This window comes from Hymenobacter plasmatis (genome assembly GCF_020711255.1).
GTDB lineage: Bacteria > Bacteroidota > Bacteroidia > Cytophagales > Hymenobacteraceae > Hymenobacter.
The window spans coordinates 133,733-159,780 of the sequence record NZ_JAJFAW010000011.1; the positions used below are offsets into that span (position 1 = coordinate 133,733).

A 26,048-nucleotide genomic window follows, 5' to 3' on the forward strand; every position below is an offset into this window, starting at 1 on the left:
CGGTTTGATAGGAAGAGCGGCAGCGAGTTCGGGGCGGCAAAAATAGTCTTTTAACGGCAAAGCGCCACAACAATTTATATCGCCGGCCGAAGCTCAGTTTCGGCAGAACACCAACTGGTTAACGAAACGACCATCGGCTTGCTAGGAGCCACCATTATTTGATTTTCTGAAAATACTCGCCCACCTCGCGTTGGTAATACGGAGTGAGGTTCGGAGGAGTACTACGTAGCAATTCGGTTTGGCGTTCCTTATTCGCCTTGTATTTGTCGAAGGCCGGTGGAAAAACCGGCGGCTTGGCCTGTGCGGCTTGGGCTTCGCGCTTGGTATCCTGGTCGCGCTCGCGGGCCGATTTCTCGACTTCGAGCAGGCGGGTCAGGATTTGCTGCTGGCGCATGATGGTTTCTTCGGTCAGGCGCTTGTTTACGAGGTCGGTTTCGGTTTGCTCCATCATTTTCTTGATGTCGCCGGTGCCGCCTCCGCCCTGGTCGCCCTTGCCGTCTTTGCCATTGGCACCGCCTTCTTTTCCCTCCTTGCCGCCCTCTTTGCCGTCTTTGCCTTCGCCGGCTTGCGAGCCGCCGGGCTTGCCGCCCTGCTGCATCTTATCGAGCTGCTGCATGGCCTGGCGCAGCATCTGCTGCTGCCCGGCTAGCTTGGCCAGCTCTTCCGACATCTGCCGGCCGCTCTTGCCGCTCTGCGAGAGCTTCTGAATCTGCTCGTTGAGCTGCTGCTGCATTTTGCCCATGCTGCCGGGGCCGGGCTTGCTGCCCTGGCCCTGCCCTTTGCCCTTGCCCTTTTTCTTGCCGGGCTTGCCCTGGCCGTCCTGGGGCTGGCCTTTGCCGGCCTGCTGCTCCTGCTGCATCTGGTCGAGGGAGCCTTGCAGCATCAGGGCCAGGTTGTTCATGCTGGTCATGGCCTGCTGCTGGGTGGCGGTGGCGCGGGCGGGGTCGCGCTGCTGAATATGTGTGAGCGACTCGTCCATGCGGCCGTTCATCTCGCCCACCTCACGGGTCACGAAGCTCTGAATCTTGGGCTCTTTCTTGGCCAGCGCATAAAGGGAGTCCTGGATAACCTTGGCGTCGTCGCGCAGCTTGCGCTGGGTCTGGCCGAGCTGCACAAAGCGCGGGTCGCTCTGGTCCACCTTGCGGAAGTCCTTCATCAGGTTTTCCTGGTCGAAGCTCAGCGTGAGCAGGTTTTCGAGGATGTCGCGCAGGTCGTCGATGTTCTGCTGGGCCTGGTCGCTCTCTTCCTCGCTCATCTGGTCGCGCATCTTTTTGGCCATCTGCTTCATGCGCTGGGCGGCGCTTTTCTGCTTGGCGGCGGCCTTCTGGTTCTGGTTTTTGCCGAGCTGCTGCTGGCTTTCCTGCATGTCCTGGTCTGTCTGCTCCTGCTCGGGCTTCTGCTCGTCCATGCCGTTCTGGTCGCCGAGCTCCTTGTCCATCTGCTTGAGCTCCTGCAGTTCCTTTTTCAGGTCTTCAAACTCCTGCTGGTTCTGGGCCTGCTCCTGCTTGAGCTGTTCCTGCTTGGCCTTTTGCTCCTGGGTCGAGGCTTTGTTGTCGGGGTTGTCCTTGTCGTTCTGCTGGGTTTTTTCGGCCAGCTTTTCTTCCTGCTTGGCCAGCTCGTCCAGCTTGTTGGCGGTTTCCTCGGCCTTCTGCTCCAGCTGCATCTGCTTGAACATCTCGAGGGCGCGGTCCAGCTCTTTCTGCAGGGTGTCTTCCTTGTTTTCGAGCTGCTGCAGCAGCTTTTGCATCTCGGCGTCGGGCTGCTTTTGCTGCTCGAGTAGCTTCTTGAGCTGGTCGTAGAGCTTCTTGGTTTCGGGGTCGAGCAGGTCGGCCATCAGCTTTTTCAGCTCCTCGGCCTTCTTGGCCAGCTCCTCGCTCTTGGGGTTGAGCTGGTCCTGCTTCTGCTGCAACTGGTCAAACATCTTCTGCATCTGCTCCATCTGCTGGTTCATCTGCTGCTTCTGGTCGAGCATGTTTTCCAGCTGCTTGCGGTCCTGGAAGCTCATGTCGCGCTTGGTCTTGAGCTTGTCCTGGGCTTTGGCCAGCTCGCGCTCCAGCTTCTCGCTCTGCTTGGCAGCCTGGCTCATTTGGCTGGCCACCGATTGGGCCTGGGCGGTGAGCTCCTGGCGCATTTCGCGCCGGCCCGGCAGGCGGAACTCGGCCGGGCGGGTGCGCGTGGCCTTGGGGCCGTGCACGCCGTCGTTGTCCCAGGCTTCCACGTAGTATTCGAGGCGGTCGCCGGGCTGCAGGTTCAGCGGATTCAGGTTCCAGGTGTAGGTGTAGGTGCCGGCGCTGCCGGTGGGCAGGCTCAGCGGGCGCGAGGCGTAGGTGCCGGCTGCCCGGGCATTGCCCCCGCGCAGCAGCCGGTAGTGCAGCTCCAGCCGCGTCAGGCCATAGTCGTCGCGCACGGTGCCGCCCAGCGCCAGGTAGCGGCGCGTCACGGTGTCGGGAAAGGCCTCCAGCGTGAGCGTGGGCGCTTGGTCGGGCACGGCCGTGAGCTGGTAAGAAATGGGGTCGCGGTTGAGGCTGGCCGGATTTTTCAGGCGCAGCAAGTAAGGCTGCGAGCGCAGTACCCGCCGGGTGGCTACGAAGGTGCCATCGTCGCCGCTGGCCATCAGCGTTTCGTCCGGGTTTTGGAATATCAGGGCCAGCTCATCGGTAGCGGCCGTGGCAAATTCCCAGCGCACCGTGCTGCCCTCGGGCACCGTCAGGTTGCCGCCATTCTCGATGGTTTCGGGCGCTTTGCCGGTGTAGTCTGGGTACGTGATGTTGACCTTGAAATCGCGCAGGTTGGGCCGTTCCAGTACCGTAAGCTGGTATTCGGGCGAGTTGAAGCCAGCTCCCTTGAGCTGAAACGTAACGTCGCCCTGCGGCTGCTCAAACGTGTAGCGGAACTGGTCACTGTGGCCGGCTACCTTGCTCAGGCGCCGCTCGCCATCGTTGTAGTTAATGCTCACCTCGGCCGGCAGGGCGGCGCCCGCCACGCCCACGTCCAGCGTAAAATCTTCGCCCCGAAAAGCCGTCAGCTTGGGATTTTTAATCACAAACTGAAACGGCGCCGGCGGCGAATATGCCCGCTTGTAGTGCCAGATGCGCTCCGTGCTCTGCACCAAAAAGCTGGGGTAAAAAGCCAGCAGCGCCAGCAGTACCGCTACCGGCACGGCGGCGTACTTCCACAGCGACCGGGTCTGTTGCTTGATGTCGATGCCTTCGGCAAAGGAAAACTGGCCCAGCTGCGCCGCCCGCTGCTCGAGGCTGGCCGCAATCAGGGCATTGTCGCGGGCCTGGCCCTGCAGCTGTAGCGCATTTAGCAGCCGGTCCTGCACCTCCGGGAACAGCTCCCCTACCCTGCGGGCGGCTTGCTCGTCGCTTAGCATCCGGCGCAGGTGGGTGAGGGCCGCCAGCGGCTGCCATATCCAGCGCACGAAGCTGTAGCCCACCAAAGCCAGGAATCCGAACAGCAGCCCCGCCCGCACCACCGTGGGCAGGTAGAGGAAGTATTCGAGCACGTTGAATACGACAAACAGCGTGAGCAGCAGCCCACCGGCCACCAGCAGGCCGCGCACCAGCAGGTTGAGGTAAAACTTGCGCTTGAAAGCTTCCAGCTCCGTTCGCACCCGCGCCAGGGCGGGGTACTCGGCCGCTACAGCGCCGCGCTCCATCAGCATCGCCATAAATAAGGTCTTATTCAGGAAAGATACATCAAGATGGGGTGCTTGGTTCTGTGGCTGCGCGAAGTAGCGCGGACTTTGTAGTCCGCGTCCTGTGCCGTTCAGGCGTCAGTCAGGGACGCGGACTACAAAGTCCACGCTACTCCACTTCCACCCAAGCTGGACAGTGGTCGGAATGCACCACGTCGGGCAACAGACCCGCGCCGGTCAGGCGGGGTTGCAGGGCGCCGTCGGCCAGCCAGTGGTCGAGGCGCCAGCCCACGTTGCGCTGGCGCGAGCCGGCCCGGTAGCTCCACCAGGAGTAGTGGCCCACGGCCTCGCCGTGGTGGTGCCGGAAGGTATCCACATACCCGTCGGCCAGGAAATCCTTGAACCACTGCCGCTCCTCGGGCGTGTAGCCGGGGCTGTTCTGGTTGGCCTTGGGGTTGTGCAGGTCGATGGCCGTCTGACAGCAGTTGAAGTCGCCGCCAATGAGCAGCGGCGGCACCTGTTCAGCACGCAATCCTTCCACATACTTTCGAAAGAAATGCAGCCACTCCACCTTAAAGGCCTGCCGCTCCGGCCCGCTGGTGCCCGATGGCATGTAGGTGTTCAGCACCGACACATTGCCGAAGTCCAGCCGCAGCACGCGGCCTTCGTCGTCGTAGCAGCTTTGGCCGCAGCCGTGCACCACGGCGGTTGGCTCAATTTTCGTGAACGTGGCCACGCCGCTGTAGCCGGGCTTTTGGGCCGGGTGCAAGTAGGCGCGGTAGCCCAATGCTTCGAAACCTGAGACGTCCATGGGCTCGCGGCCGGCCTTTATTTCCTGCAGGCACAGCACGTCGGGTGCGGCATCGGCTACCCAGTCCAGCAAGCCCTTGCTCAGGGCCGAGCGCAGGCCATTGACGTTGTAAGAAATAACTTTCATGGGTTGGTTATTCTAAAAAAGAACGTCATGCTGAGCTTGTCGAAGCATCTCTACCGCGCTACTATACTTAATTAGTAGCGCGGTAGAGATGCTTCGACAAGCTCAGCATGACGGCCTAATTGCCTCACAGACTATCGCCGGGGTCCAGCATGAAATACTCCAGCACGTGCCACTTCAGCATGCGTTCCTGCTCCTTCAGGTTAGCGAAGGGCACCGGGCGCAGCAGCTTGTAGTGGGGCCAGCCGTCCTCGTCCACGCGCTCGAGCTCGTAGTGGCCGCTCAGGCTGAAGAGCCGGCAGGTGGCGATGTGCATCAGGTCCTGCTTTTGCTCTTTGGTGAACGTGGTGATGCCCTGGTTCAGCTCCTGGATGCCGATGAGCAGCAGTAGGGCGTTCAGGTCGGGCCGCTTGCCGAAGCGGGCCTCCATTTCGTGCATCAGGGTTTCCCAGCGCGCCTCAAAATCGGCTTCGGCTTCGGGGTGTTCGGCGGGGTTCAGGTCCTCGCTCATGCGGCGTGCTCGGCGTGGGGTGGCGCTGGCATCACAGCCTCCGTTTTCAGGATTTCCCAGTACTCCACCGCGCGGCGGAAGTGCGGAATCACGATGCTGCCGCCGATGATGTTGGCAATGGCGAATACCTCGTAAATCTCCTCGTCGGTGAGTTTTTCCTCGAAGCACTTGCCGAGGTGGTACTTGATGCAGTCGTCGCAGCGCAGTACCATAGAGCAGGCCAGGCCCAGCATTTCCTTGGTTTTAACGTCGATGGCGCCGGGCGCGTAGGTGTTGGTGTCGAGGTTGAAAAACCGCTTGATGACCTTGTTATCGGCCGCCATGATGGTTTCGTTCATCCGCTGGCGGTATTCGTTGAATTCGGTTACTTGGGACATGGATTGAAGTAGGTAAAGCAGAGCGCCATGCTGAGCGCAGCCGAAGCATCTCGCGTGCATAACTAATAAAACTAGCTCAACGAAGCGAGCGAGATGCTTCGGCTGCGCTCAGCATGACAAGCGCTTTTGGTTACATTGCTCCTTCAAAATTACTTCCCAAAACTTCGCCCTTCCCTTCTACCATGCTGCATTCCTTCTGGGGCGATTTTGTCGGGCTCATTTTCCCGCGCCTCTGCCTGGCCTGCCGTGAGCCCTTGGTGTCCGGTGAAAACCACCTCTGCACTGGCTGCCGGGCGGAGTTGCCCTACACCGATTTCCACCTGCTGCCCCCGGAGCAAAACCCGATTGGGCGGCGGTTCTGGGGCAAGCTGCCCGTGCGCCATGCGTTGAGCTACCTGCGCTTCGTGCGCCACGGCCGGGTCCAAAGCCTGCTGCACGAGCTCAAGTACCAAGGCCAGCGCGACGTGGGCACCGCCTTGGGCCAGCTCTACGGCGCCGAACTGCACGATGCCGGTCTTGCGGCCGACTTCGACCTCATCGTGCCCGTGCCGCTGCACCCGCGCAAGCTGGCCAAGCGCGGCTATAACCAAGCCGCGGCGTTTGCCAGCGGCCTCTCGGAGGGTCTGCAACTACCTTGGAGCGCCACGGCCCTGCGCCGCACCACCCACACCAGCACCCAGACCCGAAAGAATCGTGCCGAGCGCTGGGAAAACGTGGCCACCGTTTTCGAGGTCGAAAGCCCGTTGGCTATCGTAGGGCAGCGCGTCCTGGTCGTCGACGATGTGCTGACCACCGGGGCTACGCTCGAAGCCTGCGGGGCGGCGCTACTGGCGGCCGGAGCCGCCGATGTCAGCGTTGCCACCATTGCCTACGCCGACCGGTAGCCGCATCGAAGCACAGTAACGAAGAGCCACAAAAAAAGCCGTTCCTAATTCAGGAACGGCTTTTTTTTGAATTGAGCTCGTCGAATTACTTGTTCGAGCCGGCGTTAATCATTGCGCAACGGAAACCGATAGTTGCCGTGGCCGAATCTTCGGCCATGAAGCGACGGGTGCCGGGCGAGAGCCAGTAGGCTACATCGCGCCACGAACCGCCTTTGTAGACACGCACGTGGTCGTCAATCAGCGACTGGTAGCCTTTCTTGTCGTACTTGTCGGCGGGGTCAGCCACGCCGTTGCGGCGGAAGGGGTTCAGGTCTTCCACGTCCTGGTACGAGAGGGGGCGGTACACGTCCTGCACCCACTCGTTCACGTTGCCGGCCATGTTGTAGAGGCCGTAGTCGTTGGGCGGGTACGAGTAGATGTACTCGGTAATCATGGCGCCGTCGTTCAGGCTGCCGGCGATGCCGGCGTAGTCGCCGCGGCCCCGCTTGAAGTTAGCCAGAAACTGGCCCATCTTCTTGCCGTAAGCGTTGCGGGTGGTTTTGCCATCCCAGGGGTAAATGCGCTTCTCCTCCTGGTTTTCGTTGCCAGTTTCCTGGGTGCCGATGAGGGCCTGAGCGGCGTACTCCCACTCGGCCTCGGTGGGGAGGCGGTAGTTGGGCAATACGTTGCCTTTCTCGATGGATACGTTGTTGGTGGCCGTAGCGCCGGCGGTGCCTTCAGCACCTTCGGCAGCCTTGTCCTTCTTGCGGCTGAACAAACCACCTTTTTTCTTGGCGGGCTTGCCGTCGTCGCCTTCACCAGCCAGGCGCTGGTTTACCTGGGCCGTGCGCCAGGTGCAGTAGTCGTCGGCCTGCAGCCAGCTCACGCCCACCACGGGGAAGTAGCGGAAGCCGGGGTAACGCAGGTAGTAGGTTACGTAGGGGTCGTTGAATGACAGGTCCCGGGCCCACACGGTGGTATCGGGCAGGGCCGAACGATAAAACTCTTCCGCTGAGTCGGTGCGGATGAAGTGCAAATATTCAAGCCAGTGAATGTTGGCCACCTCGGCTTCGTCCATGTAGAACGAAGCAATGGTCACCGTGCGCTCGATGTTGTCGTGCGTCATGGTCACGTCTTCCGACTGCGAGCCCAGCACCGTACGACCCCCTTCGATAAAAATTAGGCCCGGACCTTCGGGAATTTTCTTGAAGTTGGCCACCGCCATTCCCTTCTCGGTGTTGTATTCAATACCCGTAGTAGAGGAATATTTACCTGGCTTTGAGGCAGTGGGCGGCCCACCTTTGCCACAGCTGGCTAAGGTCACAAGGCCCACTACGGCCAAGCGTAGATAATTGGTTAATTTCATAACAAAGTTAAAATGGGTATGAGGGAGGAAGGTTTAGCAAGGGCAATTAGGACACAATAGTACAAAAAATTAGAATGCGGGGCAAGGGGCTATCGGGTAAACGCGTCTTTTTAGGCGACGATGCGCGTTTTCTAGTCGGTCAAACGCCCGCAAGGCCACCGTTATTTCGTGGGCGCCGCCCAAATCGGCGCTCAGCCGGCTCAGTCCCACGTCGTAGCTGTAGCCCACGCGCAGCTCTCCCGCTTGGATGCCTGCGACAATGGCGAGGACGTGCTGAGTACCAACGTTGCTAGCTGAAAAAATATTGCGGTACACCGCCCCCAGTGTCACGGGCGAAGCAGTGAGGTACACGCCGGTTTCGGTGCGCTGCGACCCGCCCTGCCGGCTGTAGGCGGCCACGGGCGTGTAGCTCACTTCGCGCACGGCCACGCCGGTAGCCGGCTTGACGATGAAGAATTTATACCCGCCCGAAACGCTGAGCAGGATGGGGAGCTGGCTTTGCTTCTGGAAACCCAGGTTGGGCTGATTGAGGTGCTGGCCGGCCAAGCTGAGCCAGCCCTGCTCGGTATACAGCACCGCTCCGGTGCCCAGGCTCAGGTAGTTGACGGGGAAAAAATTCAACGCTTCGGCCGAGGGCCCTACTACCGTGCCATCTTCCGTAATCTGGTCGCCGAACACGAAATTGTCATATCCGACGCGCTGGCGGCCGTAGCTGGCCCGCACCCCGCCGCTGAGGGCCAGGTGCTCGTTGAGCCGGGTGTGGTAGGCGTAGAGCCCGCCGATTTCCAGGCGGGTGTAGCCCACCGAACCGGTGCGGTCCTGGTTTATGAGCAGGCCCAGCGCGTGGTGCTGGCCGGGCGTGTCGAGGCGCCAATCGGCCCCTGCCTGGGCACTCACAAAGGAGCCGGCCAGCGTGGGGAACTGATTGCGGTAGCTTAATGTGACGCTGTAGTCGTCGACCAGGCCCGTGAATGCCGGATTGGTGTGCAGGCGCGTGGCGAACGACTGCGAGAAAAAAACGTCTTGCCCCCGTACCCCACCCGCGGCGCCGAGCAGGACCGCAGCCGCGAGGCCGAGCCGAATTCTCAGGAGCAACGGGAAGTAAAACGCTGGCATAGTGAGCGGCATAACGCGGCCGATTCGCGGATTGGTACGGCCGGGCACGCGAATGTACGGCCACATACAACGAGGCTAAGACAAACAGTTCCTTGGGTTTCCAGCACCTTCGGGTGCCGGCCGCGGTTCATAAGCGAGCCCACCGCTGGAGTGGTGGGTGCATTACCGGAACCGTAGCTGGCCACTGCCCCGGGCGCTGGGGCAGCGTAATATTGCATATATGCCATAATCTGTACCGTGCTGCCCGCGTTTACTTGGGCTGAACTCCCAGGGCATTGGTTTTGGGAGAATGGTTTTTGGCCTGATTTTGACCGGGATGCTAGACAAACGCGGCTGCCCGGTCGGTTTACTTTGTTTCGATTATCTTATTACCCCCTGCTATGCGGAAGATTCTGATAGGTATTGCTGTGTTTCTGGTGGTGCTGGTGGCCGCGGCGGCCCTGGCGCCGGTGCTCTTTAAGGGCAAACTGCGGGCGCTGGCCGACAAGCAAATTGCCCAGCGTGTGCGGGCCAACGTGCAGTACGACCCCGCCAACATCGACGTGACCCTGCTCCATTCGTTCCCGGACATGACGGTCAATATCCGCGACTTGCGGGTAATTGGGCTGGATTCGTTCAGCCGCGACACCCTGGCCTACCTGCCCAACCTGCGCGTGGGCCTCGACGTGATGAGCGTGGTGCGCGGCGGCCAGGTCGACATCAAATCCATTGAAATGGACCGGCCCGACCTGAGCTTACGCCGCCTGAAAAGCGGCCTGGCCAACTGGGACGTCATTATTTCGGATTCGGCCGCCGCGGCCAAGGGCCAGGATACCAGCCAAGTGCACCTGGCTATTAAAGGCTGGGCGGTGACTGACGGGCGTCTGCGCTACGAAGACCTCGGCCTGCCCTTCTCGATGCAGGCCCGGGGCGTGAACCACAGCGGCAGCGGCGATTTTGCGAGCAACGTGTTCGACATGAAGTCGCAGACCACGGCCACCGACCTCGACATGACCTACAACGGCGTGGCCTACGTGACCGACAAGCAGCTCAACGCCGATGTGACGATGAACATGGACTTGAACAAAAACCTCTACACGTTCAAGGACAACAAAATCAAGCTCAACGACTTCCCATTCAGCTTTGCCGGCGCCATTGGGCTGCCCAACAACAAGGATATTACCTACGACCTGACCTTCAAGGCGCTGGAAACGGATTTCAAAACCTTGCTGAGCCTGGTGCCGGGCGCGTACACCGACAAATTCAAGAACATCGAAACCAGCGGCAAGGTGGCCTTCGATGGCTACTACAAGGGCACCCAAAACGACCTGCACATGCCCGGCTACGGCGTGAACCTGGCCGTGATCAACGGGCAGTTCAAGTACCCCGACCTACCCCAGGCCGCCCGAAACATTAACCTGAAAATGCAGGTCGACAACCCCTCGGGCTTCACCAACAACGTGAAAGTGAACGTGCCGCAGTTTCACCTGGACCTGGGGCCCAACCCCGTGGACGGCAACGTGACCATCGACGGGCTGGCACCGATGCGGGTGGACGGCCGCGTGAAGGCCAACGTGAACCTGGCCGAAGCCCTGAAGGTGTACCCGGTGAAGGACTTGGCCATGCGCGGGCAGCTGTACGTGGACGGCACGGCCCGGGGCATTTACTCCAAAACCCAGATGCCGGTGGTGAACGCGGCCATCCGGCTCACCAACGGCTTTGTGAAGTCGGCCAAGTTCCCGGCCCCGATTGAGAACATCAACCTGAGCGGCACCGTGGTGAACACCACGGGCCAGGTCAACGACACGCAAATCAACCTGCCGCAGTTTAAGATGGTGCTGGAGGGCGAGCCGCTGGAAGGCCGCCTCACGGCCCACAACATTGACAAGCCGGTGTTCGACACCAACGTGCGCGGGACGGTGGACCTGACCAAAATCACCAAGATTTTCCCACTGCAGGGCATGACCGTGACCGGCCGCGTGGCCGGCAACATCGCCGCCAAGGGCAACATGGCCGACGTGGAAGCCGGCCGTTACCAGAACGTGGTGGCCAGCGGCACGGTGCGCGCCAATAACGTAACCTACAAGAGTAAAGACCTGCCCCAGGGCGTGAAAATCAGCAGCGGCACGGCCACCTTCAACAACAACCAGATTGCGCTGCAAGGCGTGAACGGCATGGCCGGCAGTTCCGACTTTACCGCCTCCGGCACCATCAGCAACTACCTGGGCTACCTCTTCACGCCGGGCCAGCCCCTGCGCGGCAACCTGACAGTGAACTCACGCAACTTCAACGTGAACGAGTGGATGGTGGACGAGGTATCGGCCAAGCCCGTGGCCACCGGAGGCCGGCCCCCGGCCAAGGCCCAGGGCGTGCTGCAGATTCCCAAATACTTTGACCTGGTACTGAACAGCCACGTCGACAACGTGACCTACGACAACCTGAAGCTGACCAACGCCCAGGGCGCCGTGACGGTGCGTGACCAGACGGCCACGCTCAAAAACATGACCTTCAACTCGCTGGGCGCCACCTTTGGCACCACCGGCAGCTATAGCAGCAAGAACCTGGCCCACCCCAAATTCGACTTTGGGCTGAACATCAACGACCTCAATATTCAGAATGCCTTCTCGGCGTTTACCACCCTCAAGAAGCTGGTGCCGCTGGCCGGGCAGGTAGAGGGCGTGTTCGGCACCAATTTCAGCGTGAGCGGCGAGATGGGGGCCGACATGCTGCCCAACTTGGCCACCCTCACCGGCAAGGGCGTGGTGGACGTGGTGAAGGCGGCCATCAACCAGTCGGAAGTAATGAGCAAGATTGCGAGCCTGACCACCCTGCCGGAGCTAAAGACCCTGGTGGTGGTCGACAAAAAAATCCAGGCCAACATCGTGAACGGCAACCTGGTGGTGCAGCCCTTCGAGCTGACGGTGGGCGACGTGAAGATGACCTTTGGCGGCTCCAACAGCCTGGCCGGCGCCTTGGCCTACGTCACGGCCCTGAACGTGCCTACCGGCCGCTTGGGCTCGGCCCTCAATAGCAAGCTCACGCAGCTCACCGGCGTGAAAAACATTCAGGGCACCGAGCGCGTGACGCTGGGCCTGAACATTGGCGGCACCGTGGCCAGCCCGGTGGTGAAGCTCACCAGCGGCAGCGTGAAAGACCAGGGCAAGGCTATTGTGGCCAATGTGGTGAAAACCAAGCTCACCGACGCCCTCATCGGCCTGACCCAGAAGAAGCAGGCCCAGCAAGACAGCACCAAGCGCACCGATGCCGCCGCCGACCAAACAGCCGAAGAAAAGGCTCGCCTCGCCACCGAGAAGGCCAAGCTGGAAGCCCAGGCCCGCCTGCGCAACCAAGTGGGCCAGGGCCTGAACTCGCTGTTTGGCAAGCCCAAAGCCAAGCCCAAGCCCGTGGAGCCGCAGCCCGAGGACACGGCGCCGGCCGACACCGCTAAAAAAGGAAAGTAGGACAAGCCAATATAAGCTTGGCAGTATTTTTGGTAGAGGCGACGGCCCGGCAACTCAACAGTTAGCCGGGCCGTTTCACGACCAAATTATCCCACTCATCCATTTCCATATGAACGTTACCCGTCTATTCCCCTTGGCGTGCGCGGCCGCCTTCACCCTCGCCGGCTGCTCCAAAGACACCGAGAACGCCGATTCGGCCCAGCTCGAAGTTCGCATGACCGACGCCCCCGGCGACTTCCACCGCGTGGTGCTCGACGTGCGGCAGATTGAAGTGCACCTCAAGGACGAAAAAGAGGCCGATGGCTGGAAGACGCTGGGCTTTACGCCCCAGGCCATCGACATCCTGAATTATGTGAATGGGAAATCGGCGCTGCTGGTGAAGGAGGACTTCGCCCCCGGCGACATCAAGGAAATCCGCCTGATTCTGGGCCCCGACAGCTACGTAATCGGCCGCGACGAGCAGCGCTACGACCTCAAAACCCCCAGCGGCCAGACCTCGGGCGTGAAGCTGAAGCTCGACAAAGCCAGCCTGCGCCAGCGCGAAACCTTCCAGCTGCTGCTGGACTTCGACGTGGCCAAGTCCATCGTGGAGCGCGGCAACTGGAAGCCCGGCAACGACAAGAAAGAGCGCTACCTGCTCAAGCCCGTGATTCGGGTAGTGGCCCAGGACCTGCGCGGCGGCCTGCGCGGCACCGTGACGCCCGCCGCGGCCCTGCCCCAGGTGTTGGCCATCCGCAGCACCATCCTCGGCCCCGATACGGTGAGCACCTCGGCTGATGCTTCCGGCGCCTTCCAGCTGGGTGCCCTGCCGTCCGGCACGTACCGCGTGGAGTTCTTCCCGAGCACCACGGCCCCTACCGGCCAGAACGCATACCGCAACGTAGTGCGCACCGGCATCGTGGTAACCAACGACCAGGTGACGGACCTGGGCACCACCCCGCTCAACTAAGCGGCCTCCAAGCAGTCAAATCACAAAGCCCCAACCTTGAGAGAGGTTGGGGCTTTTTCATGGGCAATAATCGGCTTGCCGACGCAGGGCTATAAGCTCTGCAGCAGCGCCAGCAGCTCGCGCTGCGTGCTTACGGTGCGGTCCTTGGCGTACCAGCCGTGGAGCTGGGTCACGAAGTCCTCGTAAGGCACGGCTTCCTGCTTGAGGCGCTCGAATAGCTCCTGGGCGGGCGCTGGGCGCGGGCCCCAGGTGGCGACTTCGGCAAGCGTGTCGGCGTGCAGCACCACGAGTTTGGGGATGGAGCGACCGCCGTTGGTGAGGTAGCGGTCCATCAGGTCGAGGTTTTCGTCGCGCAGCACATAGCGCGTGGTGAGCTTGCCGTGGCTGGCCTGGGCCACCGCTTCAATCACGGGCACAATCTGGGCCGCGTCGCCGCACCAGCCTTCCGTGATGACCAGCAATTTATAGGGCTGATTGAGCTGCTGGAGAGCGGCCTGCAGCTCGGGCAGCAGCTGGATGGTCTTGTCCAGGCGCTGCATGCGCTGGATGTTGAGCCGGGCGTATTGAATAATCTGCTCGGTATGGTTCGTGCCAGTGGTGCGGTGGTGCGCCATCAGGTGGTCGAGCAGGTGGCGGTAGCTGGCGTAGGTATAGGCGCTGTGTAGGCGGTCGGCGTCCAGCACCGGCGCCGAGGAAGTGATTTCGGACATAAGGGATAGCGGCCTTCATGAGAAAAGGCATTAAAAAACCCTTCCGGTGCCGGAAGGGTTTTCTTGAGCTAAAAATTGAGCTGAATTACAGGCTGGGCACGGCCTTGCGGGCCGCGGCCGACAGTTCGCGGCAGTAGGTAATGAAGTCGGAATTGACGGGCTCGAAGCCATGGTCGCGCAGGCGGGTGGCCACTTGCGCGCGGTGGTAGCTGGCGTGCACCACGGCGTGGGTCAGGATGTCGTGCACTAGGCTCTCGTAGCTGTCGCCGAGGGAGTTGGTGTAGGAAATAAGCCGCTGCAGCTCGGTTTCGTCGGCGTTCACCATCAGCTGGTGCAGGGGCTCGGAGGTGCGTTCGTGCAGGGCGTGGCAGCCGGCCAGGTCGTGCTCCTGCCACACCTTCACTGGGCTGGTGGTGCCGGTGATGCGCGAAATCCAGATGGCCTGGGCATTGAGCACGTGGCTGAACAAGCGCAGCACCACCGGCGGCAGTTCCTGGCCGGTGGCCGCGATTTCGTCGAGGCGGTTGAGCACGGTGGTATTGGCCCACACGTTGAAAGCGCCGAGTTTTTCTAGAGTATTCATAGTGATAATTATGAGTTTTGGGTTATGAATTAAGAGTTAAGAAGTATGAACTGGTATGGTATAAAGACAACTCATAATTCATGACTCAAAACTCATAATTCCCTTATCGGGGGTCTTGCCAGACCAGCTTTTCGTTGGTTTTGTTTTTGTCAAAATCGGGGCACTTGCCGTCGCCTTTGCCCGTAATGCCGCCGTCGGGTTGGCAAATCAGCTTGCCCTTGGTGTCGAAGACGTTGGAATATTGGTCGCAGCACGGGGCTGAGATGTAATAGACCGTCTGCCCGCCGTAGGTATAGCGCAGGATGCGCGTGATGGGGTTGCGCTTGCGCTCCGCCAGCACTTCAGCAATGCGCTGCTTGAGCCACTGCGGGCGGGCCGTGGTGTCGGATTCGGGCACGCGCGCCGGCACGGGGTCCACGGTGTTGGCGCTGGTGGGAGCCGGCGTCGCCGGGCCGCTTACCTGGCCGGTACTGGGCGGCGTGGTGGGGTTGGTCACGCTTACCTGCTTGGGGGCGCAGGCCGTGGCGAGCAGCAAAGGAATAGCGAAAGAGAGCAGGCGCATGGATACCAGATAAGTAAGGGAAAAGACCGCCGCGAGCCAGCGGGCCGGTTATGGGTACGCCCGCAGCAGGCAATGGTTCAGGTTAAGCTCGGCATTAGGGCTTAAAAATCTTCGGCCCAAACACCAGCGCCCCCACTATTACGGCCCCCAGCGCCGCAAGGAGCACGGCGCCGGCGGCCACGTCCTTGGCCTTGCCCGCCAGCGGGTGGTAGTCGGGCGAGGCCAAATCCGTGAGGGCTTCGATGGCCGTGTTTACCAGCTCGGCCGCCCACACACCCGCAATGGCCAGCGTTACCAAGGCCCATTCCAGCCGCGTGAGGGCGTAGTAAAAGCCCAGCCCAATCACCACCACCGTGGCCAGGGCATGGAACTGCAGGTGCACCTCGGAGCGCAGCGCCGCCCACACGCCCCGGAAGGCATGCCCGAAACTGGCCACGCGCCGGCGCCAGAGCCGGTCGGGCGGCCGCAGCCGTTCGGAAGCAGGGGGTGCGGGCTCAGCCACGGGCTTCAAATTCCTGAAAAACCGACAGGCGCAGCTCCGACCATTCCGGCTTGATGATGCTGAAAATGACCGTGTCGCGCCGGATGCCGCCCTGCGTGATGCGGTGGCTGCGCAAAGTGCCTTCTTCGGTAGCGCCCATGCGGGCCATGGCCTCGCGCGACTTGCTGTTGCGCGAGTCGGTTTCCAGCTCCACCCGCTCGCAGCCCAACTGGCCGAAGGCGTGGCTGAGCAGCAGGTGCTTGGCCCCCCGGTTCAGGCCGGTGCGCTGGTGCTCGCGGCCCACCCAGGTGTAGCCGATGCTGATGCGCTGGTCGGCCTCGCTCACGTTGTAGTAGCTGGTGCTGCCGGCAAGGGCGCCGGTGTGCCGGTCCACGATGGCGAAGGGGTAGCGCAGGCCTTGCTCGCGGGCTTCCAGGGCCTGGCGCACGTAGGCGGCCAAGCTCACGGCGTCATCGCCGCGGGTGAGGGTGTAGCGCCACAGCTCTTCGTCGAAGGCCACGGCTTTGAGGGCTTCGAAATCGCTAATTTCCAGCGGCCGCAGGCGCACGCGGTTATTTTCGAGAACGATAGGAGCAGAGAAATCCATGGCCGCAAAGATGCTGGGAAAAAAGAAAAGCCGCCCGTTGCAGACCATTTGACTAATTAAAACGTCATGCTGAGCGCAGCCGAAGCATCTCGCGTGGGGTAGTAACTCAATCGGATGGTTTACTACTGCACGCGAGATGCTTCGGCTACGCTCAGCATGACGTTCTATTGACTACAATGACATGCCAGTGAAGCAGGGCGAGCTTACATGCCCACCATTTCCTCGGGCTTCAACCACTCATCAAACTCGGCTTCGGTCACGTAGCCCAATTTCAGGGCGGTTTCCTTCAGCGTTGAGCCGTTTTTGTGAGCGGTCTGGGCAATCTCGGCCGCTTTGTAGTAGCCGATGTGCGGGTTGAGGGCCGTCACGAGCATCAGGCTGCTATCGACGTGCTTTTTGATGTTGGCCTTGATGGGCTCGATGCCCACGGCGCACTTGTCGGTGAAGCTCACGCACACGTCGCCGATAAGGCGGGCCGAGTGCAGGAAGTTGTAAATCATCATCGGCTTGAACACGTTCAGCTCAAAATGGCCCATCGAGCCACCGACGCTGATGGCCACGTCGTTGCCCATTACCTGGGCGGCCACCATGGTCATGGCTTCGCATTGCGTGGGGTTCACCTTGCCGGGCATGATGCTCGAGCCGGGCTCGTTGTCCGGGATGTCGATTTCGCCGATGCCGGCGCGCGGGCCCGAGCTGAGCATGCGGATGTCGTTGGCGATTTTCATCAAACTCACGGCCAACGTCTTGAGGGCGCCGTGGGCTTCCACGATGGCGTCGTGCGCGGCCAGGGCCTCAAACTTGTTTTCGGCCGTCACGAAGGGCAGGCCGGTGAGGTCGGCAATGTGCTTGGCCACGTTCACCGAGTAGTTCGGCGGGGTGTTGATGCCCGTGCCCACGGCGGTGCCGCCCAGCGCCAGCTCGCTCAGGTGGGCCAGCGTGTTCTTGATGGCGCGCAGGCCGTGGTCGAGCTGCGAAACGTAGCCCGAAAACTCCTGGCCCAGGGTGAGCGGCGTGGCATCCATGAAGTGGGTGCGGCCGATTTTCACGATATGCATGAAGTCTTCCGACTTCTTTTTCAGCGCGTCGCGCAGCTTCTCGATGCCGGGGATGGTGGTTTCCTTCAGAATTTTGTAGGCCGCGATGTGCATGGCCGTGGGGAAGGTGTCGTTCGAGCTCTGGCTCTTGTTCACGTCGTCGTTGGGCGCCAGCACCTTCTTTTCGTCAGCGAGCTGGCCGCCCTGCAGCACGTGGCCGCGGTAGGCAATCACCTCGTTCACGTTCATGTTGCTCTGCGTGCCCGAGCCCGTTTGCCACACCACCAGCGGGAAAGAGTCGGCGAGCTGGCCGGCCAGGATTTCGTCGCACACCTTGCCAATCAGCTCGGCTTTTTCGGCAGGCAGCACGCCGGCGTCGCGGTTGGTAAGGGCGGCGGCTTTTTTCAGGTACGCGAAGGCGGCGATAATTTCCTTGGGCATCTTGTTGATGTCCTGGGCAATTGGGAAATTTTCGATGGAGCGCTGCGTTTGGGCGCCCCAGTACGCGGTGGCAGGCACCTGCACGGTGCCCATGGTGTCCTTTTCGGTGCGGAAATCCATGCGGGGGATGATAAGTTGATGTAGAAGCGTAGGGATGAGCTGATATAGCCGAAGCCGTGCGCAAAAGTACACCGCGCCGCACGGCAGCTTTTACCCTAACCAAAATAGCTGCCACCTGGCTTGCTGCGTACAGTAGATAAACTGCGCAAGAGGTGCCACTCTACGCGGCTTCATTTTCTTAGCTCAACTCAACTCCCCTACCCTTTTAACCCATGAGTTCCATTAAACAAGTTATTGAAATCCTGGCGTCTTCCGAGAAAAGCTTTGAAGATGCGCTGCAGCGCGCCGTCGAGCAGCTGAGCTCGACGGTACCCAATATTTCTTCCATCTACATCAAAGACCAGAGCTGCAAAGTGCGCGACAACCGCATTGTGGAATACCGCATCACGGCCAAGGTCAGCTTCGGCTCGCCCACCGAGCCGCTGGACCTCACCGACATCGACCGCACCCTGGAAGAAGCCCCCATTCCGGCCGGCAACGGCGCCCCCGACTACAGCCACGTCCACCTGAAAACCGAACCCGAATTGCCCCGCGAAGTGGAGCCCGGCGGCAGCGCCACGGAGCCCGCCAGCGGCGGCGGCTACAGCGGCTAGAGCAACTTCACTGGCTCGCATGCATGCGCGATTCGGGGAACCTCACCCCTGCGGAACCTCACCCCCGGCCCTCTCCAAAAGCGAGGGAAGCCGAACGGTAATTAAATGAAAAAGACCCAGCTCAATATTGAGCTGGGTCTTTACTGTTTTCAGGAATTGAGCTAAAACTTGTGCCGTGGCTCCCCTCTCTTATGGAGAGGGGCCGGGGGTGAGGTTCCACGGCGTGCGGTTCCCGTAATGATGCAGCATGACCCTTGCCGGAACCCTCTGATTAGCGCTACCTTTCGCGGACTTCACGGGCGCTTGGGCGGAATGGCCTGGCCCCATTATTCTGCAAAGAACATGATGCTGAAACGCTACGCTCTTTTGCTGGCCGGCGGGCTGCTTGCCAGCATCCCGGCCTCGGCCCAAACCGCCCCCGCCGAGCCCAAGCCGCTGTTGGGGTTTGATGCCGGCACCGCCGCCACCGAGTACCAGCTCGAAACCAAGTTCGACGCCCAGCTCAAGGCCGACAAGCTGCGCGACTGGATGAAACGCCTCGCCGCCCACCCCCACCACGTGGGCTCGCCCTACGACAAGGACAACGCCGAATTCATGGCCGGCCTGTTCAAGTCCTGGGGCTACGACACGCGCATCGACGTGTCGTACGTGCTGTTTCCCACGCCCAAGCTGCGGGCGCTGGAGCTGGTGGCGCCCACTCCATACAAGGCCCTGCTCACGGAAAAGCCGTTGACCGAAGACGCGACCTCCGGCCAAACCGGCGAGCAGCTGCCCATCTACAACGCCTTCTCGAAAGACGGCGACGTGACCGCCGAGCTGGTGTTTGTGAACTACGGCGTGCCCAAGGACTACGACGAGCTGGAGCGCCGCGGCATCAGCGTGAAGGGCAAAATCGTCATTGCCAAATACGGCGGCTCCTGGCGCGGCATCAAGCCCAAAGTGGCCGCCGAAAAAGGCGCCATCGGCTGTCTGATTTACTCCGACCCCAAAGACGATGGCTACGGCCAGGGCGACGTGTACCCCAAAGGCGCCTTCAAGCCCGAAACCGGCGCTCAGCGCGGCTCGGTGCTCGACATGCCCACCTACCCCGGCGACCCGCTCACGCCCGGCTACGGCTCAACGAAGAATGCCAAGCGCCTCGACTACAAAAAAGCCCCCACGCTGACGCAAATCCCGGTGCTGCCCATCTCCTATGGCGATGCCCAACCGCTGCTGGCGGCGCTGGCTGGGCCCATGGCGCCCGATGCCTGGCGCGGCGCGCTGCCCATCCCCTACCACCTTGGGCCCGGGCCGGCCAAGGTGCACTTGCAGCTGGCCTTCAACTGGAAAACCGAGCCGGTGTACAACGTGATTGCCACGCTGAAAGGTAGCCAGTACCCCGACCAGTGGGTGATGCGCGGCAACCACCACGACGCCTGGGTGAACGGCGCCAGCGACCCGCTCAGCGGCATGGTGGCCGAGCTGGCCGAAGCCCAGGCCGTGAGCGAGCTGTACAAAACCGGCTGGCGACCCAAACGCACCCTCATGTATTGCGCCTGGGACGGCGAAGAGCCCGGCCTGTTGGGCTCCACCGAATGGGCCGAGACCAACGCCAAGCAGCTGCAAAAGAACGTGGTGGCCTACCTGAATACCGACAACAGCGAGCGCGGCTTCCTGTACGCGGCCGGCTCGCACACCCTGGAGAAGTTCTTCAACCAAGTGGGCCGCGACGTGATGGACCCTGAGAAAAATATGTCCATCAACGAGCGCCGCCGGGCCCTTGATTTGGTGAGCGGCAGCCCCGAAGCCCAGAAAGACGCCCGCGACCGCGCCGACCTGCGCATTGCCGCGCTGGGCGCCGGCTCCGACTACTCGCCCTACATCCAGCACCTGGGCATTCCGTCGATGAACGTGGGCTTTGGCGGCGAAGGCGAGGGTGGCGAATACCACTCCATCTACGATTCCTTCGACCATTTCACCCGCTTCAAGGACCCCAACTTTGCTTACGGCATCGTGCTGGCCCAAACCATGGGCCGCGCCGCCCTGCGCCTGGCCAATGCCGACGTGCTGCCCTTCGAGTTCCAGAACTTCTCCAACACCGTGGCCAAGTACGGCACCGAGGTGAAGCAGCTGGCCGACAACATGCGCACCGAAACCGACAAGCAAGCCAAGCTCCTGGCCGAGAAGCGCTACGAAGCCGTGGCCGACCCCACCGAAACCCTGCTCCCGCCCAAAGCCCACGAGGCGGTGCCCTACCTGAACTTCGCGCCCCTGGACAATGCCCTCGTCAAACTGGAGCAAAGCGCCCAGGCCTACGCCCAGGCCCGCAAAGCCAACACCACCCTGTCCAACGACCGTAAAAAGGAGCTCGACCAACTCCTTTATCAGGCCGAGCAGCAGCTCCTGAGCGCCGAGGGCCTCCCCCGCCGCCCCTGGTACCGGCACCAGATTTACGCGCCCGGTTTCTACACCGGCTACGGCGTGAAAACGCTGCCCGGCATCCGCGAAGCCGTGGAAGAGCGCAAGTGGGCTGAGGCCGACGAGCAGATTAAGCGCACCGCAGCGGCCGTGGAGCGGTTTTCAGCCCAAGTGAATCGGGCGGCGGCGGTAGCCAGCCCGCCCCCGGCTCAGTAAGCTGGGGTGAGCTGAATTCTTTAATCTTCTTCCGCTTGCCAATGAAATTGCTTGCTTCTTTTCGCGGGGCCACGGCCTTTCCGCTGCCTGCCGGGCTGGGCGTGGTGCTCGCGCTGGCCGGGCACCCTGCGGCCGCTCAACAATCGGAGGCCAAGCTGCAAGCCAAAGCCCGCGCCATTCACGAGCGGGCTTTTGTGGTCGATTCGCACGAGGATACGCCCAGCGAGAGCCTCGTCAAGCCTGGGTTTGACCTGGCGAAAGACCACACGGCCACTGAGGGAAGCCAGGTAGACCTGCCCAAAATGAAGCGCGGCGGCCTGGATGCCGCCTTCTGGGTAGTGTACGTGGGGCAGGGCCCGCGCACACCAGCCGGGTACGCGGCCGTGCGGCAGGAAGCCCAGGCACAGTTCGATGCCATCGCAGCCACCATCCGGAGGTACCCCACGGAGTTGGCCCTGGCTACTACGCCGGCCGAGGCGCAGCGCGTGCGCAAAGCGGGCCAGCGGGCCGTTTTTATCGGCATCGAAAATGGCTACACCATCGGCCAGGACCTGGGATTGCTGCAGACTTATTACAACCAGGGCGCCCGCTACCTCACGCTGTGCCACTCTTCTAATAACGACCTGTGCGACTCATCTACCGACCCCACCGGGCCCGAGTACCAGGGGTTGAGCCAGCTGGGCCGGCAGGCGGTGCAGGAAATGAACCGGCTGGGCATCATGGTCGACGTGTCGCACACGTCGGATTCTACTTTCTACGACGTGCTGCGGCTTTCCCGCGTGCCGGTCATTGCCTCGCACTCGGCAAGCCGGGTCCTGGGAGACATGCCCCGCAACCTGACCGACGACATGGTCCGGGCGCTGGCCCGCCAGGGCGGCGTGGTTCAGCTCAACTTGTTCAGCCCCTACGTGAAAACGGAAGCCAAATCGCCGGAACGGCTGGCCGCTGAGCAAGCTCTTTTTGCCAAATATCACATCAAGACTTCGCTGAACATGCACGCCCTGCTGCCCGCTGAAAAGCAACAGGCGCTGGCCGAATACGCGCAGCTGCAGCAGCAGTACCCCGTGCCGCCGGCCACCGTGCAGGATGCTGCCAACCAGCTTGACCACCTCGTGCAGGTGGCCGGCATCGACCACGTGGGCATCGGCTCCGACTTCGACGGCGGCACCATCCTCACCGGCCTGGCCAACGTGGGCGACTTTCCCAACCTGACCCTGGAGCTGGTGCGCCGGGGCTACTCCGCCCGCGACCTCAACAAAATCTGGAGCGGCAACCTGTTTCGGGTGATGCGCGCCGTGGAACGCGGCAAAGGCAAGCCCTAGCTTCGCAACGGTAAACAGTGGCGCTGATGCAGCTGCTCCCGCTCTTTATAGCTCAACTTACCCCCACTCCTACTGCACGATAAAGCCTTGTCGCTACCTGTTGCTGCTAGCCTTCGCCCAAGTCCAACTCACTGCAAAAGGCTGCTGATTTCCCTGACTTCATCACCGCTCACGCGCTATTCCGACATTTACTAACGACCCTTTTTTCTTGATGAAATCCATACTCCTTGGCCTGCTGGGCTGCCTGGCCGTCGGCTCGGCTAGTGCCCAACAAGGCCCCGAGCCGATGAAAGTTACCGACCTGCTTAAAATCAAGCAGATTGGCAGCATTACCCTCACCCGCGACGGGCGCAAAGCCGCCTTCACCGTACTCAGCATTGAGCCGGATGAGAAGAACAAAGCCGACTACAAAAACGTGAGCCAGCTCTACTCCCTTGGCACCGAGGCGGGGGCCACGCCGCGGCAGCTCACTTCCACGAAAGAAGGCGCCACGCAGCCCGCCTGGAGCCCCGACGGCCGCCAGCTGGCCTTCGTGCGGCCCGTCGACGACAAGCCCCAGGTGTTTGTGATGCCCACCGACGGCGGCGAGGCCCGGCAACTCACCCGCTACAAGCACGGCGCCAGTGCCCCCAAATGGTCGCCCGATGGCCGGCAGGTGCTGTTTTCGTCGGCCATTCCGCTGCATGAGCTGCTGAAAGATTCGCTGCTGAACGCGGCCAAGACCCTGCCGCGCTGGCCCTTCGAAAAGCCCGGCTTCGACAAAAACGGCCAGCTGGCCGCCAGCTCGGCCAAGCCCGACGCCGACGGTAGCCTGGTCGAAATCCGGGCGTACCTCGACAAAAACGAAACCGACAAAAAGGCCAAGGTCCTCACCAAGCTCAACTTTCAGGACGAACGCGAGGTGTCGGCCGAGCAAAGCTTTTCGCAGTTTTTCCTGATTGATGCCGTGGCGCCCGATGCCAAGCCGGTGGCCGTCACCAGCGGCTTCTACCGCTTCAACCAAGCCGAGTTTACGCCCGACGGTCAGCACCTGCTACTCTCGGCCGACATCGACTCGCTGCAGCACCCCGACCGCTCGCTGGAAAACGAAATCTACCTGGCCGACCGCGCCGGCCGCCACCCGCGCCTGCTGCTGGGCAAGGAGAACATGGCTTACTCCAACCCCACGGTATCGCCCTCGGGCAAGTGGCTGGCGTTCCAGATGTCGCCCACCATGGGCGTGGACGTGCCCGTGCTGGCCGTAATGCCGCTCAACGGCACCGAAAAGGACCTCATCACCATTCCCTTCGACCGCAGCAAGGGCAATCTGGCTTGGAGCGACGACGATAAATACGTCTACTTCACGGCCCAGAGCAACGGCGGCGCCCCGCTCTACCGGGCCAATGTGAAGACCCGCAAAGTGGAAAAGCTCTCGGCCGCCGACACCGGCATTCTGAGCTACGGCATCGCCAAAAACAAGCTGGTGTACGCCCAAACCGGCGTGCTCAACCCTTCAGACTTGTTTGTGGGCGACGCCGGCTTGAAGAAGGTGCAACACGCCGGCTCCTTCAACGATTGGGTGAAAACCAAGCGGCTCTCGCTACCGGAAAAGCACAGCTTTGTCAACGACAAAGGCCAGATGGTGGAATACTGGGTGATGAAGCCCACCGCCTACCAGGCCGGCCGCAAGTACCCGGTGGTGCTCGAAATCCACGGCGGGCCCACGGCCATGTGGGGCCCGGGCGAGGCCAGCATGTGGCACGAGTTCCAGTACTTCGCCGCCCAGGGCTACGGCGTGGTGTACAGCAACCCGCGCGGCTCGGGCGGCTACGGCCAGGACTTCCTGCGCGCCAACATCAACGACTGGGGCACGGGCCCGAGCAGCGACGTGCTCACCGCCCTCGATAAAACCGTGGCCGAAGGCTGGGCCGACCCCGCCAAGCTCACCGTGACGGGCGGCTCCTACGCCGGCTACCTCGTGGCCTGGATAATCAGCCACGACCAGCGCTTCAAGGCCGCCTGCTCGCAGCGCGGCGTGTACGATTTGGCCACCTTTTTCGGCGAGGGCAACGCCTGGCGGCTGGTGCCCAACTACTTCGGCGGCTACCCCTGGGAGCCGGCCGTGAAGGCGGTGCTCACCCGCGAGTCGCCCATCAGCTACGTCGATAAAATCACCACGCCCTACATCCTGTTTCACGGCGAAAACGACCGGCGCACTGGCTTCGTGCAGGGCGAAATGATGTACCGCAGCCTCAAGGTGCTGGGCCGCCCCGTGGAGTACGTGCGCCACCCAGGCGGCACCCACGAGCTTACCCGCTCCGGCGACAACCGCCAGCGCATCGACCAGATGCTGCGCACCTTCGAGTTTTTCGAACGCTACCTCAACACCAAAAGCCTGCCCAACTAAGGCCCCATCTCCTTTTTCGTTTATTCATGAAAAAAATCTTCTCGCTGCGGCTGGCCGCGGCCCTGCTGCTCGGCGCGGCGCTGCTCCCGGCATGCAACCAGCCCAATGCCGCCGCCGACACGGCCACCTCCCCGGCCGCCGTGCCGGCCTCTTATTTTGAGAACCCCGAAACCGGCGTGCAGGACGGCAACGTGCGCATGGTTTCCATCAGCACGCCCAAGGGCAAGTTCAACGTCTGGACCAAGCAATACGGCAACAACCCCAAGGTGAAGGTGCTGCTACTCAACGGCGGGCCGGGTGCTACGCACGAATACTTCGAATGCTTTGAGAACTTTCTACCCCGGGAAGGCATCGAGTTTATCTACTACGACCAGCTGGGCTGCGGCAATTCCGACAACCCCAAGGACACGTCCATGTGGAGCCTGCCGCGCTACGTGGAAGAAGTGGAGCAGGTGCGGCAGGCCCTGAACTTGGGCAAGGACAACTTCTACCTGCTGGGCCATTCCTGGGGCGGCATCTTGGCCGCCGAATATGCCTTCAAGTACCAGCAGAACCTCAAGGGCCTCATCATTTCCAACATGATGATGAGCTGCCCCGCCTACGGCCGTTACGCCCAGGAGGTGCTGGCCAAGCAGATGAAGCCCGAAGTGCTGGCCGAAGTGCGGCAGATTGAAGCCAAGAAAGACTTTGCCAACCCGCGCTACATGGAGCTGCTCATGCCCAATTTCTACCGCGAGCACATCTGCCGCATCCCGCTCGACCAGTGGCCCGAGCCCGTGAACCGCTCGTTCAGCAAAATGAACCAGTCGCTTTACGTCACCATGCAGGGGCCCAGCGAGTTCGGCGTAGCCGGTAAGCTCGTGAACTGGGACCGCACCAAGGACCTGCCCAAGCTCACGGTGCCGGTGCTCTCCATCGGCGGCAAGTACGACACCATGGACCCCAAGCACATGGCCTGGATTGCGACGCAGGTGAAGAACGGCAATGCCCTTATCTGCCCCAACGGCAGCCACATGAGCCTCTACGACGACCAGCAAACCTATTTCGCCGGCCTCATCAAGTTTCTGAAGGCCGTGGACGATGGCTCCTTGAAGCCCGGCGCCACGCTCTAGCCTAGCCGCCCTGCCAAACAGGACGCACAAAAAAAGGCAGCCCGTTGGGGCTGCCTTTTTCATTGTTAGCAATAGAGCCGAAGCGGCTTAGAGGTGCGCAATCGGGTCGGCGTTGCCGTCCGGGTCGTTCTTCACAGCACCGCTGATTCGGAACGCCGTGCCGCGCATCAGCAGCACACCGGCCATGTGGGGCGTGGCCATCGAGGTGCCGCTCATCGTGGTGTAGCCACCGCCGAGGTAGGTCGAGTTGATGAACACGCCGGGCATGCACACGTCAACCGACGA

At 61.7% G+C, this 26,048-nt stretch carries 21 protein-coding genes; 8 read left to right on the plus strand and 13 right to left on the minus strand.

Annotated elements, in window-relative coordinates:
- Positions 1–154: 154 nt before the first annotated feature.
- The 4 genes from LJ738_RS10210 to LJ738_RS10225 all read right to left on the minus strand — a co-directional run bounded on the left by LJ738_RS10210 (position 155) and on the right by LJ738_RS10225 (position 5,462).
- Complete coding sequence (locus LJ738_RS10210) at positions 155–3,673, minus strand: DUF4175 family protein (RefSeq protein ID WP_227786216.1); 3,519 nt, start codon at positions 3,671–3,673, stop codon at positions 155–157.
- Between the two features lie 136 nt (positions 3,674–3,809).
- Positions 3,810–4,577, minus strand: a complete 768-nt coding sequence (locus LJ738_RS10215; RefSeq protein ID WP_227786217.1) for an exodeoxyribonuclease III — start codon at positions 4,575–4,577, stop codon at positions 3,810–3,812.
- A 124-nt stretch (positions 4,578–4,701) separates the two neighbouring features.
- Complete coding sequence (locus LJ738_RS10220) at positions 4,702–5,085, minus strand: hypothetical protein (protein ID WP_068190493.1); 384 nt, start codon at positions 5,083–5,085, stop codon at positions 4,702–4,704.
- Positions 5,082–5,462: a carboxymuconolactone decarboxylase family protein gene (locus LJ738_RS10225; RefSeq protein WP_227786218.1), complete on the minus strand. Its 381-nt coding sequence runs from the start codon at positions 5,460–5,462 to the stop codon at positions 5,082–5,084. Before LJ738_RS10225 ends, LJ738_RS10220 begins: the two co-directional genes overlap by 4 nt.
- Before the next feature lie 182 nt (positions 5,463–5,644).
- Between LJ738_RS10225 and LJ738_RS10230 the strand changes: the two genes are divergently transcribed.
- Positions 5,645–6,346, plus strand: a complete 702-nt coding sequence (locus LJ738_RS10230; protein WP_227786219.1) for a ComF family protein — start codon at positions 5,645–5,647, stop codon at positions 6,344–6,346.
- 85 nt (positions 6,347–6,431) lie between these two features.
- Here LJ738_RS10230 and gldJ read toward each other — a convergent pair whose 3' ends face one another.
- Together gldJ and LJ738_RS10240 are read right to left on the minus strand one after the other, a co-directional pair.
- Positions 6,432–7,691, minus strand: coding sequence for a gliding motility lipoprotein GldJ (gene gldJ / locus LJ738_RS10235; protein ID WP_227786220.1), 1,260 nt, complete (start codon positions 7,689–7,691; stop codon positions 6,432–6,434).
- A 69-nt stretch (positions 7,692–7,760) separates the two neighbouring features.
- Positions 7,761–8,786: a PorP/SprF family type IX secretion system membrane protein gene (locus tag LJ738_RS10240; RefSeq protein WP_227786221.1), complete on the minus strand. Its 1,026-nt coding sequence runs from the start codon at positions 8,784–8,786 to the stop codon at positions 7,761–7,763.
- A 401-nt stretch (positions 8,787–9,187) separates the two neighbouring features.
- Between LJ738_RS10240 and LJ738_RS10245 the strand changes: the two genes are divergently transcribed.
- On the plus strand, positions 9,188–12,247 hold the full coding sequence (locus LJ738_RS10245; protein WP_227786222.1) for an AsmA family protein: 3,060 nt from the start codon (positions 9,188–9,190) through the stop codon (positions 12,245–12,247).
- Positions 12,248–12,356: 109 nt separating this feature from the next.
- Positions 12,357–13,196: a DUF4382 domain-containing protein gene (locus LJ738_RS10250; RefSeq protein WP_227786223.1), complete on the plus strand. Its 840-nt coding sequence runs from the start codon at positions 12,357–12,359 to the stop codon at positions 13,194–13,196.
- 89 nt (positions 13,197–13,285) lie between these two features.
- On the opposite strand, the gene LJ738_RS10255 is transcribed toward LJ738_RS10250, so the two are convergent.
- The 6 genes from LJ738_RS10255 to fumC form a co-directional block, all read right to left on the minus strand.
- Positions 13,286–13,906 carry a thioredoxin family protein gene (locus LJ738_RS10255; RefSeq protein WP_227786224.1) on the minus strand — a complete coding sequence of 207 codons (621 nt, stop codon included), beginning with the start codon at positions 13,904–13,906 and terminating at the stop codon, positions 13,286–13,288.
- An 85-nt stretch (positions 13,907–13,991) separates the two neighbouring features.
- On the minus strand, positions 13,992–14,489 hold the full coding sequence (locus LJ738_RS10260) for a DinB family protein (protein WP_227786225.1): 498 nt from the start codon (positions 14,487–14,489) through the stop codon (positions 13,992–13,994).
- A gap of 103 nt (positions 14,490–14,592) precedes the next feature.
- Positions 14,593–15,051, minus strand: a complete 459-nt coding sequence (locus LJ738_RS10265) for a DUF6970 domain-containing protein (protein ID WP_227786226.1) — start codon at positions 15,049–15,051, stop codon at positions 14,593–14,595.
- A 94-nt stretch (positions 15,052–15,145) separates the two neighbouring features.
- Positions 15,146–15,553, minus strand: a complete 408-nt coding sequence (locus tag LJ738_RS10270; protein ID WP_227786227.1) for a diacylglycerol kinase family protein — start codon at positions 15,551–15,553, stop codon at positions 15,146–15,148.
- Positions 15,546–16,139 carry a GNAT family N-acetyltransferase gene (locus LJ738_RS10275; RefSeq protein WP_227786228.1) on the minus strand — a complete coding sequence of 198 codons (594 nt, stop codon included), beginning with the start codon at positions 16,137–16,139 and terminating at the stop codon, positions 15,546–15,548. The genes LJ738_RS10270 and LJ738_RS10275 overlap by 8 nt, the downstream gene beginning before the upstream one ends.
- Before the next feature lie 203 nt (positions 16,140–16,342).
- Positions 16,343–17,737, minus strand: a complete 1,395-nt coding sequence (gene fumC / locus LJ738_RS10280) for a class II fumarate hydratase (protein ID WP_227786229.1) — start codon at positions 17,735–17,737, stop codon at positions 16,343–16,345.
- A gap of 212 nt (positions 17,738–17,949) precedes the next feature.
- Between fumC and LJ738_RS10285 the strand changes: the two genes are divergently transcribed.
- The 5 genes from LJ738_RS10285 to LJ738_RS10305 all read left to right on the plus strand — a co-directional run bounded on the left by LJ738_RS10285 (position 17,950) and on the right by LJ738_RS10305 (position 25,763).
- Complete coding sequence (locus tag LJ738_RS10285; RefSeq protein ID WP_071885820.1) at positions 17,950–18,330, plus strand: dodecin family protein; 381 nt, start codon at positions 17,950–17,952, stop codon at positions 18,328–18,330.
- Between the two features lie 342 nt (positions 18,331–18,672).
- Positions 18,673–20,943, plus strand: coding sequence for a transferrin receptor-like dimerization domain-containing protein (locus tag LJ738_RS10290; protein WP_227786230.1), 2,271 nt, complete (start codon positions 18,673–18,675; stop codon positions 20,941–20,943).
- 41 nt (positions 20,944–20,984) lie between these two features.
- A complete protein-coding gene (locus LJ738_RS10295; protein WP_227786231.1) occupies positions 20,985–22,265 on the plus strand; it encodes a dipeptidase in 1,281 nt (426 codons plus the stop codon).
- Positions 22,266–22,476: 211 nt separating this feature from the next.
- Positions 22,477–24,651: a S9 family peptidase gene (locus tag LJ738_RS10300; RefSeq protein ID WP_227786232.1), complete on the plus strand. Its 2,175-nt coding sequence runs from the start codon at positions 22,477–22,479 to the stop codon at positions 24,649–24,651.
- Positions 24,652–24,677: 26 nt separating this feature from the next.
- Positions 24,678–25,763 (plus strand): proline iminopeptidase-family hydrolase, encoded by a 1,086-nt coding sequence (locus tag LJ738_RS10305; RefSeq protein ID WP_227786233.1) that lies wholly within the window; start codon positions 24,678–24,680, stop codon positions 25,761–25,763.
- A gap of 87 nt (positions 25,764–25,850) precedes the next feature.
- Here the strand turns inward: LJ738_RS10305 and LJ738_RS10310 are convergent.
- The coding region (locus LJ738_RS10310) for a S8 family serine peptidase (protein ID WP_227786234.1) at positions 25,851–26,048 on the minus strand (198 nt) is incomplete at its 5' end.

Excerpts from the sequence above, each read along its gene's own strand:
- LJ738_RS10210 (WP_227786216.1), bottom strand. The coding sequence starts at position 3,673 with ATGGCGATGCTGATGGAGCGCGGCGCTGTAGCGGCCGAGTACCCCGCC.
- LJ738_RS10215 (WP_227786217.1), bottom strand. The coding sequence starts at position 4,577 with ATGAAAGTTATTTCTTACAACGTCAATGGCCTGCGCTCGGCCCTGAGC.
- LJ738_RS10220 (WP_068190493.1), bottom strand. The coding sequence starts at position 5,085 with ATGAGCGAGGACCTGAACCCCGCCGAACACCCCGAAGCCGAAGCCGAT.
- LJ738_RS10225 (WP_227786218.1), bottom strand. The coding sequence starts at position 5,462 with ATGTCCCAAGTAACCGAATTCAACGAATACCGCCAGCGGATGAACGAA.
- LJ738_RS10230 (WP_227786219.1), top strand. The coding sequence starts at position 5,645 with ATGCTGCATTCCTTCTGGGGCGATTTTGTCGGGCTCATTTTCCCGCGC.
- gldJ (WP_227786220.1), bottom strand. The coding sequence starts at position 7,691 with ATGAAATTAACCAATTATCTACGCTTGGCCGTAGTGGGCCTTGTGACC.
- LJ738_RS10245 (WP_227786222.1), top strand. The coding sequence starts at position 9,188 with ATGCGGAAGATTCTGATAGGTATTGCTGTGTTTCTGGTGGTGCTGGTG.
- LJ738_RS10250 (WP_227786223.1), top strand. The coding sequence starts at position 12,357 with ATGAACGTTACCCGTCTATTCCCCTTGGCGTGCGCGGCCGCCTTCACC.
- LJ738_RS10255 (WP_227786224.1), bottom strand. The coding sequence starts at position 13,906 with ATGTCCGAAATCACTTCCTCGGCGCCGGTGCTGGACGCCGACCGCCTA.
- LJ738_RS10260 (WP_227786225.1), bottom strand. The coding sequence starts at position 14,489 with ATGAATACTCTAGAAAAACTCGGCGCTTTCAACGTGTGGGCCAATACC.
- LJ738_RS10265 (WP_227786226.1), bottom strand. The coding sequence starts at position 15,051 with ATGCGCCTGCTCTCTTTCGCTATTCCTTTGCTGCTCGCCACGGCCTGC.
- LJ738_RS10275 (WP_227786228.1), bottom strand. The coding sequence starts at position 16,139 with ATGGATTTCTCTGCTCCTATCGTTCTCGAAAATAACCGCGTGCGCCTG.
- fumC (WP_227786229.1), bottom strand. The coding sequence starts at position 17,737 with ATGGATTTCCGCACCGAAAAGGACACCATGGGCACCGTGCAGGTGCCT.
- LJ738_RS10285 (WP_071885820.1), top strand. The coding sequence starts at position 17,950 with ATGAGTTCCATTAAACAAGTTATTGAAATCCTGGCGTCTTCCGAGAAA.
- LJ738_RS10290 (WP_227786230.1), top strand. The coding sequence starts at position 18,673 with ATGATGCTGAAACGCTACGCTCTTTTGCTGGCCGGCGGGCTGCTTGCC.
- LJ738_RS10295 (WP_227786231.1), top strand. The coding sequence starts at position 20,985 with ATGAAATTGCTTGCTTCTTTTCGCGGGGCCACGGCCTTTCCGCTGCCT.
- LJ738_RS10300 (WP_227786232.1), top strand. The coding sequence starts at position 22,477 with ATGAAATCCATACTCCTTGGCCTGCTGGGCTGCCTGGCCGTCGGCTCG.
- LJ738_RS10305 (WP_227786233.1), top strand. The coding sequence starts at position 24,678 with ATGAAAAAAATCTTCTCGCTGCGGCTGGCCGCGGCCCTGCTGCTCGGC.